The 16,536-nt window shown below is 37.5% G+C and carries 12 protein-coding genes; 2 read left to right on the top strand and 10 right to left on the bottom strand.

Features of this window, described 5'->3' with window-relative positions; genetic code table 11:
* Positions 1-5: 5 nt before the first annotated feature.
* From uvrB to yunB, 8 genes are all read right to left on the bottom strand, one after another.
* Positions 6-1,985 (bottom strand): excinuclease ABC subunit UvrB, encoded by a 1,980-nt coding sequence (gene uvrB, locus NE664_10695; protein MCQ4727111.1) that lies wholly within the window; start codon positions 1,983-1,985, stop codon positions 6-8.
* 316 nt (positions 1,986-2,301) lie between these two features.
* Positions 2,302-2,910: a rubrerythrin family protein gene (locus NE664_10690; GenBank protein ID MCQ4727110.1), complete on the bottom strand. Its 609-nt coding sequence runs from the start codon at positions 2,908-2,910 to the stop codon at positions 2,302-2,304.
* Positions 2,911-3,055: 145 nt separating this feature from the next.
* Positions 3,056-4,168, bottom strand: coding sequence for an SH3 domain-containing protein (locus NE664_10685; GenBank protein ID MCQ4727109.1), 1,113 nt, complete (start codon positions 4,166-4,168; stop codon positions 3,056-3,058).
* Positions 4,169-4,522: 354 nt separating this feature from the next.
* Positions 4,523-4,954, bottom strand: coding sequence for a LarC family nickel insertion protein (locus NE664_10680; protein MCQ4727108.1), 432 nt, complete (start codon positions 4,952-4,954; stop codon positions 4,523-4,525).
* Entirely contained in the window at positions 4,954-5,859 is a 906-nt protein-coding gene (locus NE664_10675) for a LarC family nickel insertion protein (protein ID MCQ4727107.1), read from the bottom strand. Before NE664_10675 ends, NE664_10680 begins: the two co-directional genes overlap by 1 nt.
* Complete coding sequence (larB, locus tag NE664_10670) at positions 5,859-6,611, bottom strand: nickel pincer cofactor biosynthesis protein LarB (GenBank protein MCQ4727106.1); 753 nt, start codon at positions 6,609-6,611, stop codon at positions 5,859-5,861. The genes NE664_10675 and larB overlap by 1 nt, the downstream gene beginning before the upstream one ends.
* A gap of 17 nt (positions 6,612-6,628) precedes the next feature.
* Positions 6,629-7,405 carry an ATP-dependent sacrificial sulfur transferase LarE gene (gene larE, locus NE664_10665; GenBank protein MCQ4727105.1) on the bottom strand — a complete coding sequence of 259 codons (777 nt, stop codon included), beginning with the start codon at positions 7,403-7,405 and terminating at the stop codon, positions 6,629-6,631.
* A gap of 70 nt (positions 7,406-7,475) precedes the next feature.
* Positions 7,476-8,111 (bottom strand): sporulation protein YunB, encoded by a 636-nt coding sequence (gene yunB, locus NE664_10660; protein MCQ4727104.1) that lies wholly within the window; start codon positions 8,109-8,111, stop codon positions 7,476-7,478.
* Between the two features lie 162 nt (positions 8,112-8,273).
* Between yunB and NE664_10655 the strand changes: the two genes are divergently transcribed.
* Together NE664_10655 and NE664_10650 are read left to right on the top strand one after the other, a co-directional pair.
* On the top strand, positions 8,274-11,042 hold the full coding sequence (locus NE664_10655) for a PBP1A family penicillin-binding protein (protein MCQ4727103.1): 2,769 nt from the start codon (positions 8,274-8,276) through the stop codon (positions 11,040-11,042).
* A gap of 594 nt (positions 11,043-11,636) precedes the next feature.
* Positions 11,637-11,993, top strand: coding sequence for a molecular chaperone Hsp90 (locus NE664_10650; GenBank protein MCQ4727102.1), 357 nt, complete (start codon positions 11,637-11,639; stop codon positions 11,991-11,993).
* Between the two features lie 372 nt (positions 11,994-12,365).
* Here the strand turns inward: NE664_10650 and NE664_10645 are convergent, their stop codons facing one another.
* Together NE664_10645 and rlmD are read right to left on the bottom strand one after the other, a co-directional pair.
* Complete coding sequence (locus tag NE664_10645; GenBank protein ID MCQ4727101.1) at positions 12,366-13,067, bottom strand: response regulator transcription factor; 702 nt, start codon at positions 13,065-13,067, stop codon at positions 12,366-12,368.
* A 2,019-nt stretch (positions 13,068-15,086) separates the two neighbouring features.
* Positions 15,087-16,478, bottom strand: coding sequence for a 23S rRNA (uracil(1939)-C(5))-methyltransferase RlmD (rlmD, locus tag NE664_10640; GenBank protein ID MCQ4727100.1), 1,392 nt, complete (start codon positions 16,476-16,478; stop codon positions 15,087-15,089).
* Positions 16,479-16,536: the final 58 nt, after the last annotated feature.

The raw sequence follows: 16,536 nt of genomic DNA, 5'->3' as shown, positions 1-16,536 counted from the left end.
CTCTGTCAATTCAAAAGTTTTTTAACTTCGATTATTTTATCTCTTAATGAAGCGGCTTTTTCAAACTGTAAATCCCTTGCCGCATCTTTCATTTCCTTATCCATTTTCTTTAAGAGCTTTTTAAGTTCATCTTCGCTCATACTTTCAGGGTCCTTTTCAAACCCGAATTTGCTCTTTTCATTAACGGCTTCCGTGGCCTGTATTATGTCATACACCTTTTTTTGTATAGTCTGCGGAGTAATACCGTGCATTTCGTTATATTCCTGCTGTATCCTCCGCCTTCTTTCCGTCTCATCAATGGCTTTTCTCATTGAATCCGTCACAACGTCGGCATACATAATTACACGTCCTTCGCTGTTTCTGGCCGCGCGCCCTATCGTTTGTATTAAAGAAGTTTCAGACCGCAAAAATCCTTCCTTATCTGCATCAAGTATCGCCACAAGCGCAACCTCCGGAATATCCAATCCCTCCCTCAAAAGGTTGATGCCGACAAGCACATCAAAAACATTCATCCTTAAATCCCTGATTATTTCCAACCGCTCAATTGTATCAATATCGGAATGAAGGTATCTTACGCGTACTCCGGCCTCCCTCATGTAGTCGGTAAGCCTTTCCGCCATTTTTTTTGTAAGAGTTGTAATAAGGACTTTATGTCCTTCGGAAACGGTTTTGTTCGTTTCTGAAAGGAGATCGTCAATCTGCCCTTCTACGGGCCTTAAAGTAATTTCAGGATCTAAAAGCCCGGTAGGCCTTATTATTTGCTCTGCAAACTGCTCAGAATGTTCAGCCTCATATTTTGAAGGCGTAGCCGAAACAAAAAGCATCTGATTTATTTTTTCCTCAAATTCAGTAAATTTGAGAGGCCTGTTGTCAAGCGCCGAAGGCAGCCTGAACCCAAACTCGACAAGCGTCGTTTTCCTTGATTTGTCGCCTTCATACATCCCCCTTATCTGAGGAACAGAAACATGCGATTCATCCGCAATTATAAGAAAATCATCCGGAAAGAAATCGATCAGGGTATTCGGCGTACTTCCAGCTTCGCGCAACGACAGATGCCTGGAATAATTTTCAATACCTGAACAAAATCCAATTTCCCGCATCATTTCAATATCGTAGTTTGTCCTTTGTTCAAGTCTTTGCGCTTCAAGAAGCTTGTCCTGGCTTCTGAGTTCTTTAAGCCTTTGGGCAAGTTCTTCCTCTATTCTTTTAATTGCAATTTCCATTTTATCGGGAGGAGTAATATAATGCGACGCCGGAAAAATGCTGATATGGTTCCTTACGCCCAAAATTTCCCCCGTAACAACGTCAATTTCAGTTATCCTGTCGATTTCATCGCCGAAAAATTCTACGCGTATTGCGCTTTCACTGCTTGTCACGGGAAAAATTTCAAGCACATCGCCCCGTACCCTGAAAGTTCCGCGCTGAAAATCCATATCGTTTCTGTCATACTGTATCTCAATTAAACGGCGCATAACATCGTCGCGGTCTTTTTCCATGCCGGGCCTTAATGAAATCATCATTTTCTTATAATCGTCAGGATCTCCCAATCCGTAAATGCATGATACGCTTGCTACAATTAAAACGTCCCGGCGTTCAATCAATGCCGATGTTGCCGAATACCTCAGCTTATCAATTTCATCATTAATTGAGGAATCTTTTTCAATATAAGTATCCGTACTCGGTACATATGCCTCTGGCTGATAGTAGTCATAGTAGCTGACAAAGTATTCCACCGCATTATTCGGAAAAAATTCTTTAAATTCGCTGTAAAGCTGAGCGGCCAAAGTTTTATTATGCGCAATAACAAGCGTCGGTTTTTGCAGTTTTTCTATAATATTAGCCATTGTAAATGTTTTTCCACTGCCTGTTACGCCCACAAGCGTTTGGAATTTTTTCCCGTCCAAAAAACCTTCTGCAAGTTTTTCTATAGCCTGCGGCTGATCTCCGGTCGGTTTATATTTTGAAACAACTTTAAATTCAGGCATACTGCACCTCCAAACAGAACTGTTGTTCTATTATATCATATAATTCTGCATTTTTATATAAAAACATTCCCATTTTAATGAAAAATTCATTTTTTGTTCGAGCGGCTTAACTTAATAATGAAATAATATACTTAATGCCATATTTTGTCATAATATAAGATATCAATATAAACTATGCCACTTTTAAACGCAAAAGACAATAGCTAAATTAAAATTGCCTTAACTAAGTTAAAAACTGATTTTTAAATAAATTATGTAAAAATATTATAAAAGCGGCCATGTAATTATTGGCCGCTTTGTCTGCAATTAGTAAGCTCTATTTATTTTCTCCACATTCATAAGGTGCTAATTCCAAGCGGATAAAAAATCCTTTGTCATGTTCGCATACAGGGCATTTTGTAGGAACTTCTTTTCCTTTATAAATATAACCGCAATTTAAACACATCCATGCACATTCAACATCTGAAACAAAAAGCTTATTCTGTTCCAAGAGATCCGCAAACTTACCAAATCTGTCCCCATGCACTTTTTCTATTTCGGCAATTTTATGGAATGAACTTGCAATTTTCGGAAACCCTTCTTCAAGAGCCTTATCTCCAAAACTCTTATAAACATCGTCATATTCTTCATACTCATTATGCTGTGCATATCTCAGGATTTGAATAATCGAATCAGATATATCAACAGGATATCCGCCGTCAATTTGGATCGTTTCCCCGGCCATTTCTTTTAAATGGTTATAAAAAATCTCCGCATGTTCTTTTTCCTGATTTGCCGTAAATGTAAAAATAGCCTCAATAACATGAAGGTTCTGTGATTTAGCCTGCGACGCGCCGAATGTATAACGATTTCTTGCCTGGCTTTCACCTGCAAAAGCTTTCATTAAGTTAGTCTTTGTTTCACTCATTTTAAAATCAACTGCCATAAATTATACCTCCTGAAAATATTTATCAGTAATATTATGTACCTTAAAAATATTTTTAATACGGGTCATAATTAAAACAGCCGATAAATATAATAAATAAAAAGCACATAGGATTTTAACCCATGTGCCGTAATATTTAAACTTATTATCTTAACACCCTTCTTGCAGTAACATATTTAGTGTTATAGTAAGGCTCTGAAAGGCTGTTTATTGTAACGCCCCACTGTTTTCCGCTTGAAGAATGTATTATATTTCCATCGCCCATATAGATTCCGACATGCGAAATGTATCCTTGGTTTGTAGCGTTTGTTGTATCAAAAAATACAAGATCTCCTGCCTGAAGGTTGGCCCTGTCAACATAAACGCCGTTTGAAGCCATAGAAGCCGAGCTTCTGTTAAGGCTTATCCCAAAATTTTTCATAACGGCGTAAACAAATCCCGAGCAGTCAACGCCTGAATTAAGGTTCGTTCCAGCCCATGAATACGGCGTGCCGAGGAACTGTTTTGCATATGCTACAATCGAATCGCCCTTTGACGACGCGCTTCTTGAAGGTTTTTCTCCTGTACGCACCGCAACAAATTCGCTGCTTACATATCCTGTTTGTCCCGCATCTGTTTTAACTTTTACCCAATCTCCATTAACCTCTAAAACATCAAGCACTTCATCTAAAGAAAGCGTCGTAATAATCCCGCCGTCCGTTGAGGCAGAATCTCTAAGCCTCAAAGATGAGCCTGTAACAATAGCGTAAGTCTGAGAAGCGATTTCTTCTCCGCCTGAAAAAGTCGGAACTTCACTTAATAATTCTCCTGTAACATACGATTTGCTTACATACGCCGTATCGCCGTTTCCTCTTCTGATCTGATACCAGCTTCCGTCTTGTGCCGTTACCGTTACGGTATCGCCCTTATTAACTTTAGCAACGGTATCTGAAGATGTCGAAGCTTTGCTTCTTACATTAACGTCGTTGTCATTAACCTGCCCTTGGGCTTCCGTAATGTTAACAAATTCAGAAGAAACGTAAGCGCCGTTTACATTATCGAATGAAATTTTATACCAGTCTCCGTCTTTTGCAAGTATTTCAATATTATCGCCGTTATTCAAAACATCAATTTTTTCTGAAGATGTACTTTTATCTGATCTGACATTTATATCGCTTCCTTTAATAGTTCCTTTAACCGCGGCAAATGCGTTAAATGAAAATCCGAGTGTTAAAACCGAACCAATAATTAAAGATGCGCTTATTTTATGTAATATCATAATTACCCCCATTAATAATTGTTACGTTTTTGTTACGAGTTAATTATAAGTATGTTTACCATAAATGTCAACTAAAATTTAAAAATAAGCTAAAAAAAAGAGCTTTTTTATGAATTTTTAACAAATTAAATTACTTTTTTCTTACAAATAAGCTTTTTTATTGTAATCTACTTGTAATATATTTAATTTATTAAAAATATGTTACGTTTTATTTTATAATTATATTACGCATTTCTTAACTCAAGTTTACATCATTAAACATATTTCGCCGGAAACTTCTTTTTAAAAAAATGTCAGAACCCACATTTAAACTGAAACTGATTTTTTCAAATAAAAATGGCCTTTTCAGGCCATTTATTTTATTTCCTTATATATTTCGTTTAACGCTGTATGGTTTTTTTCCGCAAGTTCTTTTGCGCTTTCAAATTCAGGATATATTTTTTCACCTATAGGGCTTAAAACAGATTTAACTTTTAATTTCCCGTATTTTGTTTCTATTTCTTTGATTTCCCTTTTCAAACATACCCTTTCTTCTTTTCTTTTTCTGAGGCCGATAGAAGTCGTTTCGGAAAAAATAATATTTTCCGCTTCTTCCGTCATATCGTCCGTACAAAGTACGGTAAGCTTATACGCCGGACGGTTTTTCTTCATATATATAGGCGTATAAAAAACATCCCTCGCGCCTGCCTTAAAAAGTCTGTCCATTACATATCCGAGCGTTTCACCCGTACAGTCGTCGATGTTTGTTTCAAGCACGTTTATAACGTCTCTTGTTTTAAAATCCATTATCCTTCATGCCTTTCGCCAAGCATAACTCTTAAAACGTTTGGTATTTTAATATTCTTTTTCCCCGCCCCATATCCGGTTTTTAATGTGTTCATTACAGGAGCAGGACCGTATGACTCTGCAAGTTCGGCAATTATAGCCGCACCTGTAGGCGTTACAAGCTCGGTATCAATATCAATCTGTCTGCTTACTACATTTGAAGAAGAGAAAATCTCGGCCGTTGCCGGAACAGGCACGGGAATCTGTCCATGCTGGCACTCTATAAATCCATATCCGTCGTTAACAACAGACGCATATATTTCATCGGGATTAATCATATCAATTAAAATTGCCGTTCCGATTATATCGACAATAGAATCCAACGCCCCGACTTCATGGAAATGGACTTCCTCAAGGCTTTTGCCGTGTACCTTCGCTTCAGCCTCCGCAACCCTCATAAATATTTTCTTTGCCAGCTCTTTTGCTTTATCGCTTATTGAGCTTTCATCTATAATTTTATTAACGTCAAAAAGATTTCTATGTACATGGCCATGATGGTGATCGTGGTCATGATTATGCTTATGCTCATGCCCGCACCATTCCTCATGATGATGAATCGCTTCGTGTCCGTCCTCATGGCTGTGGCAATGTTTATGTCCATGCTCGTGGCCATGGCAATGCTCGTGGGCATGTCCGTGATCGTGGTGGTGATGCCCTCCTTCATCGCCTTCAATCACTACGTCAACGTCAACAGCCCCAATGCCGTTTTTCTCAGCCCTGCCAAGTTCAATTTTAAATCCGTCAACATTTATCTTTTTAATTTCCTCGAGAAACGCTTCTTTATCAATTCCTAAATCAAGAAGCGCACCTAAAGTCATATCTCCGCTTATTCCAGCGAAACAATCGAAATATAAAATTTTTCCCATTATTTTCTTGCCCCCAATTTATTAATGCTGTTAGCCGTATATCCCGCCCCGAAACCATTATCGATATTCACAACAACAACGCCGTTTGCACAGCTGTTAAGCATGCATAAAAGCGAAGAAAGGCCGTTAAAATTTGCGCCGTATCCGACCGACGTCGGCACCGCTATAACAGGCTTATCGGTAAGCCCTCCTATAACGCTTGCCAAAGCGCCCTCCATTCCAGCAACCGCAATTATAACATCCGCTTCAGCTATTTTATCCAATTTTGCTAAAAGTCTGTGAAGGCCGGCAACTCCCACATCATAAACCCTTTCAACATTATTTCCGAGATACTCTGCCGTAAGCGCGGCTTCTTCCGCAACCGGTATGTCGCTTGTGCCTCCAGTGGCTACAAGTATTTTCCCTCCGGTCTTTTCAACCGGTTCGCGTTCGATAAGTATAATCCTTGCATCTTTGTGGTAAACCGCATCAGGGCAAATTTCCTTCACGCCCAAATACATTTCCTCCGTCGCCCTTGTTCCGAGTATATTTTTTGTGCCGGCTCTGAGCATATTCTCAACTATGCCTTTAATCTGTTCAATAGTTTTGCCCGCGCAATAAATAACTTCAGGGCATCCGTTTCTTAAAGCGCGCTGATGATCTATAACGGCATATCCCAAATCTTCAAATGGTTTAAATTTTAAATGCTTTTCAGCTTCTTCAACGGAAATCTTCCCTTCTTTCAAACTATTCAGCACAGTCCTTACATCCAATTTATTAACCGCCCCTTTCAATCCATGCTTCCGCTTCTGAACCCTTCCAAGTCCAAAGTTATGTATTTAAATCCTATATCCTTGATTTTCTTAATCAATACGGCGTCTTTCATAAACGCCTCAAAATACTCCCGCGGCATTTCAATCCTCGCAATGTCGCCGTGAAGCCTGACCCTTCCGCTTTTAATGCCCGCGTCATCAATAAGCTTTTCAGCCCTTTCAACCATAGAAAAGTTTTCCGCCGTCAGTAAAGTGTCGTATGGGAAACGCGTTGCCAAGCACGAGTTTGACGCTTTATCCCAGGTTTCAAGCCCCATTCTAAAAGCCTCTTCGCGTATATCTTTTTTTGTGAATCCTGCCTGATAAAGCGGGCTGACAATTCCAAGCTCTTCGGCCGCCGCCGCTCCGGGCCTGTAAACGCCTGCGTCGTCTAAATTTTTTCCGTCGGCAACAACACTGAAACCGAGCTCTTCCGCTTTTTTCAGCACGCCGCCCATTATATTTTTTTTGCAGTGATAACAGCGGTCTTTCCTATTATGTTTAAACTCTTCTGTTTTAAACACGTCGGCTTCAACTGTATAATACATCACTCCCGCTTTTTTTGCAAGACGAACGGCATCGTCAAAATCCTTTGAAGCAAGTTGGGCCCCGTTCGCTATAATTGCAATAACATTATCCCCAAGCGCTTTCACGGCGGCATTAAGGAGAAAATCGGAATCTGTCCCCCCGGAATATGCAATGCAAATTTTTTTATATCCATTTAAAATATCTTCAAGATTTTTCATTTTTCCCATATAATTACCCCCATATTGAAAGCTCGTTTAATTCATACTATTTTACTATTATATACTTCATTTTTCAACTTTATTTGCCCATATTAATATAATTATTCGGAACTTTTCCTGCCTTTACCGTATCTATTAAAACAATTTTCCTTGTTGTTTCAACAGTGCCGCTTCCCAATGGGTTAACTGTCTTAATATCAAGCTTTACGGAAATATAAACCCTGAAATTAACTTGGTTTATACCTGCCGTCAGAAATTCGGTTTCATAATCTACATCGGCTTTGCCCATCTGTTTTATGTAAAAACCAATTTCGGGACCTGTATTGGCAAAATAGTCAATGCCTAAGGCGGAGCCTAGAGGTATATATACTTTCCTTTTTTCCATTTCCGCCATTTCATTATTAATACTTTCGCTTACGTCTGCACATAATTCATTTATAAGCACTGTGTTTGCCGAAAACGACTCCCCATTATCGCTGAAAAAATCGCCTGTATTAAGTTCTCTGCCCTCTATGCTCCCGCTTACGCATCTGTCAATCACCCCCGCCGCAATTTGCTTCGCTTCAACCATACTTATTTCAATTACGGCAGGCATAATCTTCCGTTCGGCAGCCAAAAATATATTAATCAGAACAAATACCGCCGCAGCGGTTTTAAATAAAAAAATACGCTTTTTTCTGCTGCTTACATAATGCTTTTTTAAATATGCTTCCATATCGCACCCCCATTAAACATACTATGTTTGTGCAGGCCGTTTTCTGCATTGTAATAGTTTTTTAATAAATCCTTATGCAAATATTACCTAATATTTAATAAATATACTTTAACATCTCTTTTTTTTCTGCTATAATTGCTAAATGATGAAAGGAGGCATATAATGGATTATTCTCAAAAAGCCAATCAGCATAAGACAAATAACAGCCGCAAAAAACGCAGAAAAAGGAAAAATACGGTTTTTACCCTTATAATGCGAGTTATAGTTGTTATTGTCATTGTAGGAGGGTTTGCACTAGGCGGAGCCTTCCTTGGCGCGTACATGGGCATCATCGAAACAGCCCCTATACTTAACGCTGACGATGTAATCCCGGAAAGCTACACATCCATAATATATGACGAAAACGGAAACGAAATAGACAGGCTCCATGGTAAAGAAAACAGGGTTTATGTGAAACTATCGTCAATCCCTTTATACCTTCAGGAAGCCGTGATTTCAATTGAAGACGAAAGGTTTTACGAACACAACGGCATTGATATTAAAGGTATGTTCAGGGCGCTTTTTGTCAACATAAAGAATATGGAAGCTACCCAGGGCGCAAGTACGATAACGCAGCAGCTTATTAAAAACGAAGTTTTAGATTCGGAAAAACGTTTAAAAAGAAAGTTGCAGGAACAATATCTTGCCGTAAATTTTGAAAAAGACCTGGAAAAAGCTCTTGGCAGCAAAAAAAAGGCCAAAGACTATATACTTGAGCTCTATTTGAACACAATCGCTTTAAACCACGGCCTTAACGGCGTTCAGGCGGCAGCTGAATTTTATTTCGGAAAAGACGTAAGCGAACTTACACTTGCCGAATGTGCAAGCATTGCAGGCATAACCAAAAACCCTTCAAGATACAGCCCTATTTCCAATCCGGAACAAAATAAGGAACGTCAGACGCTTGTACTTAACAAAATGAAAGAACTCGGCTATATAACCCAAAGCGAATACGATCAGGCAATGGCCGAAGACATTTATTCTAAATTAGTAGGTTCAAAAAAGACAAATGAAAACACAAACGCACTGCACAATTATTTTGTAGACAGCGCTATAGTTGAACTTGCCGACCAACTTGCCGAAGTTAAAAAAATAACGACGCAGCAGGCATATGACATGATTTACAGCGGCGGTCTGCAAATATATCTGACAATAAATACAAATATGCAGAATATCATGGAGGAATCATTTAAAAAGGACGAGCTTTTTATTCCTTCCGGAACAAGCTACAACGTAACCTACAATATATCCGTTATGGATAAGGCCACAGAAAAGCAGAGCCATTATTCAAGGGAAACAACCGTTTCAAGCCAAGAAGAAATTGACGCGTTTGTAGAATCCGTAAAAAGCGAAATATTAAACGACAGCAACGAACTTGTAGCCGATAATGTTTTACAGTCTAAATCATTACAAGCCGCAATGGTCGTTATGGATTACCATAACGGTCAGGTTAAAGCTATCGTAGGAGGACGTGAAAAAACAGGAGACCTTGTGTTTAACCGCGCAACACAGGCTTTAAGGCAGCCTGGCTCATGCTTTAAGGTTCTTGCCGCATACGCCCCCGCTATAGATCTCGGCCTTGTTATGCCGGGCACCCTCATACGCGACGAAGAATACACTTATAACGGCTGGTCGCCTAAAAACTGGTATTCAGGTTACCGCGGGCTTTGCAGCGTTCGGGAAGGAATTAAAGATTCTCTTAATATACTTGCCGCCAAAACCATAGTTATGGTTGGAGTTGATACAGCTTATGACTACCTCGTTAATTTTGGATTTACAACGCTTGAACCAGGGCGCGAAATTAACGGCCAGCTGTATACTGATAAATCTCCGGCAATAAGTCTCGGCGGCGTTACGGACGGCGTTACCGTTCTGGAACTTACAGGGGCTTACAGCGCAATCGCCAACGGCGGCGTGTATAATAAGCCTATATTTTACACAAAAGTGCTTGACCACGACGGAAATGTTATAATCGACAACACTACTCCCGAAAGTCATCGTGTAATTAAAGAAACAACCGCCTATCTCCTCACGGATATGATGGAGGACGTTGTTTCAGGCGGCGGAACAGGCGGCCTTGCAAGATTTTCACAAGTGCGTATGCCTATAGCAGGCAAAACAGGTACGACAAATGACGACAAGGATCTCATGTTTGCCGGGTATACCCCTTACTACTGCGCCGGTATATGGATGGGATATGATAATCCAGCAAGAATGAAATATGATAAAAGTTATCATTTACTCCTATGGCGCGATGTAATGGAACAGATACACGCTGGGCTTGAAAACAAAAGTTTTGTGCAGCCAAACGGCATAGTCACCATGAATATGTGTTCCGTTTCAGGCGGTACGCCGAACAGTCTTTGCAGCAACGATTATTTTGGAAACCCCGTTACAACCGATATTTGCGCTTCTGATTTTGCAAATTCAGCCGCGGCATGCACCGTACATCAAGAAGTAAGAATTTGTAAGGACAGCTTAAAGCCGCCCGGCGATAACTGCCCTGAAGAAAGCATCGAAACTATTGTGTTGGCCGTAGATTCTGACGGTAATGTTATGAACAACCCCGAAGAAGGAGGAATTGATTTAAGCACAAAATGCGACCTTGAACACACCGGCTCTGAGGAAAATCCAGACGGCTCCGGAAACACGGACGGAACAGATACGGAGGCTCCTGATTGGCTGTTCCCTCCCGACGGAAACGGAAATCATAACAATAACGGAAACAGTAGTTCGGAAAACGGAAACTCTTCAAGCAACGATTCAAATAACAGCAGTGGCAGCAGCTCTGAAAATACGCCGCCTTCAAACGGCAACGACAGCCATGACCCGCTCCCTGAAGAAAATGCAGGCCTTCCCGGGCTAAGCGGCCTTCCCGGCGTTGAAGAGTAGTAATACAATATATATGAAATTACAGCCTGTAATTTTAAGGCATGGGAAACAAATTATTTTTCCCATGCCTTTATATTTTGTAAATTTTTAGGCATAGACCTTATATAAATATATCGCCCATTTAAATCAACCTAAAATCATTTCACTTGTCGGGGATTCCGTTTTCCCATATGCCGCTTTAAGATTTAACCAGATAATAATATCTATTAAGAATCCGGATGCTTAAAAACACAGTTTATTTCCATAATTTTAAATATAAGTCTGTCTTTCGGTAAAATCGTTTTCCTGTGAAAAAACATAATTCGGCAATAGTCTAATTCAGTTGTTTTTTATTTCCTAAATGTCTTTATCAATTAATAATAAAATCATATCAACATATATCAAAAAAATTATCAATCATGTTCTATTGCCGCCAATATTTAAATTTTTCCAAATCGGGTTTCGTAAATGTACGTCATAAGCCTTAGAAACACATATTTTCTTCATGCGCTGAAACCTATAAAATACGTAATACTGATTATTTAATTTCAATTTGTAATAAGTTATTTTTTATGGTAAAATATGTATATATTACATAAGAAAGAGGGTATTAATATGGATAAAAGAGCATTGGATTTTATTGTTGAAAAGTCACATGAATTAATAAACTCGCCTACATGCTGCAAAGAAGCTAAATACGCCGCCCAATCTTGGCTTGATTCATTGGGAACAGCCAACGAAGCCGCTGAAACAAGAAAATTCATAGAGGAACTGGAAGCAGATATTATGCCGATTGACAATTTAATCGGTTTTGCCGGCTCCGAAGAAGGCAGTAAATATTTTGGAACCGAAACAGCTGAAAACATTGTTATACATGCAAAACAAATAAAATCTAACGGCGCGGTGTACTGCGACTGCCCTGCATGTGCGGCTGCCGAAGCAATACTTTCCAAAAAGAATATTATTCTTTAACAATTAATTTTAATAATAAAATAGCGAATGTCGCCTAAAAATATATGTTTAAGCGACATTCGCGACAATCTTATATATAAAATAAACGGTCAAAGTTTTTAATTACGATATTTTGTCACTATATTTTACTAAATTATACCATAATTAATATTTTTGAAAATGATTTACTGCTCTAAACAGTTCGCAAAAGTATTCCGTTTACTATTTTTATAAAGTTAAAACTCAACGATCGCCGTTTGTGCCAATTACTTTTGTAATAATATTCCTCTTTGGGTGGTCTTTAGCTTCTTCTTTAGTCATCCTGCCGTGTCTTACCATTTCCATAACATACGACAGGTTACCAAAACATTTAGAAAGTCTTTTCGTAAACTATTACTCCGCCTTTACCATTCTGTAACCAACGCCGATATGAGTTTGAATATACTGAGGCGAATTCTCACCCTTTTCAATTTTTTTACGCAAGGTTGCCATAAATACCCTAAGTGAGGCAACGTCGTTTTCCCAACTGCTTCCCCAAATATTCTGCGTAATAAACGTATGTGTCAATACTTTTCCGATGTTCCTTGAAAGAAGGCATAACAGCTTATATTCAATAGGAGTTAAATGCAGTTCCTCACTTCCGAGGTATGCGCATCCGGCGGCATAATCAATACGCAGATCCCCATTTATAAATGTTGACGCCTCGGCTACAGACTCGTCTTTCATAATTAAAAGCCGTCTTTGAGTAACGCGAAGCCTCGCCAGTAATTCTTCAACAGAAAATGGTTTTGTCAAGTAATCATCCGCCCCTGCATCCAAAGCTTCAATTTTGTCAGTATCTTCACTTCTTGCACTTATAACAATTATGGGCATATTAGACCATGTCCGTATTTTTCCTATTACACTTACACCGTCCGTATCAGGCAGGCCTAAATCAAGCAAAACAATATCAGGATTATGCGAAGAAGCTTCTAAAATAGCCGTTTCTCCATTTACCGCTGTTAAATATCTATATCCGTGAGCCTTTAAAGTTGTTGTAATCAAATTCTTCACCGACGTATCGTCCTCAACAACTAAAATTAACGGTTTATTCATATAATGTTTCCCCCTAAATCATTGATGTAAAAGCAAAGTTTTCCATAAACTGCTTTTTTCCGTTATTGATATGAATTTACTATGATTTCAGGCACAAATATTACCGACCGATTTTTTAACTCTTCCGGCAACATATATAATATCACGTCATTACTGTATACCTTAAAACATTTTAAACTCATATGTTCAACTACGTTACTGTTTCTAAATTATTTTCAATAATTTATCCATGTATAAAAATTTCTCCTTATAATCCAAACTCCTTTTTATCATATTAAAAAAATGATAAAGTAAGAAAAAGTATTTTTCAAATAACATTAAGATTGTATAAAGATTATACCCCATTTTATAAAAATAAGCCATTATGTATTAAAACTCAACTAAAATAGAAAAGCATAGAATAATTTCTATGCCTTAAATGTATATTTTCAAATCTAATAATATTAAACAATGCTAAATTAATCCAATATTATATTTTTTGTTCTAATCTGCTTCCGCAGACAAATTATTTGATACAATTCAAATTCTAACAATCGGAACATTCATTCTCACATAATATATAAATATATTGTTTTCGTCACGTATGTATGTTATTTTACATTTGCTATTGCCATTCATTGTAAATATAGTATCTGCAATTTTATACAATAAATATCGATAAATTCAATTGTGTCTAACATAACATTTTAAATATATTTCCATTCTATATAAATTTAACTGCAATCCAGATCCCTATAAAACTGATTGTTCCAATACAGCATATAATTTTCAGTAAATTTTTATATTTTTTTGAAAAATACTCCTGATAAAAAATCACTTCATATAAAAATAAAAGCTGTAATATAGTCGGAACCGGTGAAAATCCCAATGTGAAATAAAAGGAAAGAAACGCCGGTATAAAATCCATAGAAAAAATTAAGAAAACATATCTGATGAAAATAACGATAATATACAGCTCAAAAATAAAGAAAAAAAGATTGATAAATTTTAATTTTTCTTCCCGTTCTGCCATTTTGTCACCCTCAAAAGATGTTTGCTATATAAAAAATGTAACCTAAAACCATAAAACATACCGTACCCAAAAAACATATTTTCCTCATCTTCTTTCGGTAACCTTCAGAAAAATACTGCTGAAGGCATATTGTTTCTATAAGAAATAATATCTGCGCAATTAATACAATAATCTGTGAGAATCTATTAAAAAAAATCACCCCAAAATTATCAATATAAAAATTAGAATTAACAACAAAAAACGAGTAAACAAATGCAAAGGGATAGTATATCTGCAAAAAAAAGAAAACATAATTTATATATTTTAAAATGTGTACTATTTTTTTATGTTCTTTATCAACCATTATTTATTTCCCCGAATATTCTTTACTTTTTCCTTTTATTTCTTCTTCATTTCATCAAATATAGTATGTAATATCATCTCTTTTTCTATGATTTATATAAGATGATTATACCTTCAGTATAAAAGGATATATACGCTCCATACGGTAAACTTTTCTGCTCTTCGGCGTTGCAAATACTTGCCTGTTAACTCTCGAATTTTCATTCGGAAAACGCTGCGCGCCGCGATCCTCACGCGGTTCACACCATTACCTCTTAGTAAACCGACACATTTGCGCCTTGAATAACAAAAAAATTCCCCCATGGGGACTATTGCGCCGCTAATGCCCGTTAAAACCATGTATGTCCCTGTAAACTAAAGCTATTAACCTTCTTGTCTCATTTCTAAAAAATATTTTAAATTGCATCTTAAAAATGCATAATTTTTCTGCCAGAATTTGTTTCTCTTTAATAACCTTTAAGAAATTCCAAAAATTTTAATAACAAGCGATTTATTTCAAATGAAAATTAAAAAGGCAATGAAATTTTTTCTATCTCACTGCCTTAAAAACATTTATTGTTTGTTCTATGCGTCCATCAAAACACCATTTTTACGGGTCAAGAAACAGATATTTTCAATCTTTAAAATGACATATTTTTGACCCTCGAACCACAATATATTGCAGTTTAATCCTCATTTTTTGTGTTGTCGCCACAATACGTCATCAGAGTCACCGTTTCCACATGCGTAGAATGACAAAATTGATCAAATGGCTGTACATCACCTAAAGCATACCCATTTTGCACAAGAAATTTCAGATCCCTTGCAAAAGTTGAAGGTTCACATGATATATATACAACCTTTTGCGGCGCCATTTCAACAATAGTGTTAAGCACTTCCTTGTCGCATCCTTTTCTCGGAGGATCAACAACAAGCACATCAGGTTTAAATCCTACTCTATGCAGCTCAGGTGTAATATCCTCTGCGGAGCCAACCAAAAATTCGGCATTTTCAATGCCATTCATTTTTGCATTATTCTTTGCATCCGCAATGGCTTCCGGTATAATTTCAATTCCTACAACTTTTTTAGCATGTTTAGCCATAAACAGCGAAATTGTACCTATGCCGCAATATATGTCCAGCACGTTTTCATTTCCTGTAAGGCCTGCCAGCTGCACAGCTTTCTCATATATGGCCTTTGTCTGAACAGGATTAACCTGAAAAAAGCTCAAAGGCGATATGTTGAATTTAACTCCGCCTATATAGTCCGTTATATAACTTTGTCCCCAAACTGTTTTTGTATTCTTTCCAAGTATAACATTTGTCTTTTCCCTATTTATATTAAGTACAATACTTTTCATTCCTTCAACCGCTATAAGCTTTTTAACAAGTTTATCTATTTGAGGAACTTCTACACCGTTTATAACAAGGCAAACCATAATTTCTCCGGTAGTAAATCCTACCCTAGTTAAAATATGTCGTATAATACCTTTATGGCTTTTTTCATCATATACAGATATATTATATTTGTTTATAAAATCCCTGACAATTTTTATAATTACATCGTTTATATTATGTTGTATATAACACTTTTCACAATTTATTACATTATGGCTGCGTTTTGAATAAAATCCAATCTTAACGCCGTCTTTTCCTTCTGAAACCGGAAACTGCGCCTTATTCCTATAATTATACGGATTATCCATTCCAACTGTCGGAAGCACATTTATTTCTTTGAACCCGCCTATACGTTCAAGCGTATCCCTAACACGCTTTGTTTTAAACTCAAGCTGCGCTTTGTAATCTATATGCTGAAGCGAACACCCCCCGCATTTCCCCGCCGCCGAACAAACAGGCTCTATCCTATTTGGCGAAGGCCGTAAAATTTCAGCAACTTTGCCGTATGCGAGGCTTTTATTCACCTTCAGTATTTTAGCTTTTATTTTCTCACCAACAACGGTTTCGGGAACAAATACTGCAAATCCTTCAAATTTCCCTATTCCCTGCCCGTCGCTTCCAATATCGTTTATATCGATTATATATTCCTTATTTTTCTCCACAGGAGGCTTGATTTTCATATTTTCCCCTTCCCAAAAAACTAACCGATGCTGTCATTTTATAGCCGTATGACATAGA

The sequence above is a fragment of the Anaerotignum faecicola genome (genome assembly GCA_024460105.1).
Taxonomy (GTDB): domain Bacteria; phylum Bacillota; class Clostridia; order Lachnospirales; family Anaerotignaceae; genus JANFXS01.
This window is presented reverse-complemented; position numbering and strand designations above follow the sequence as displayed.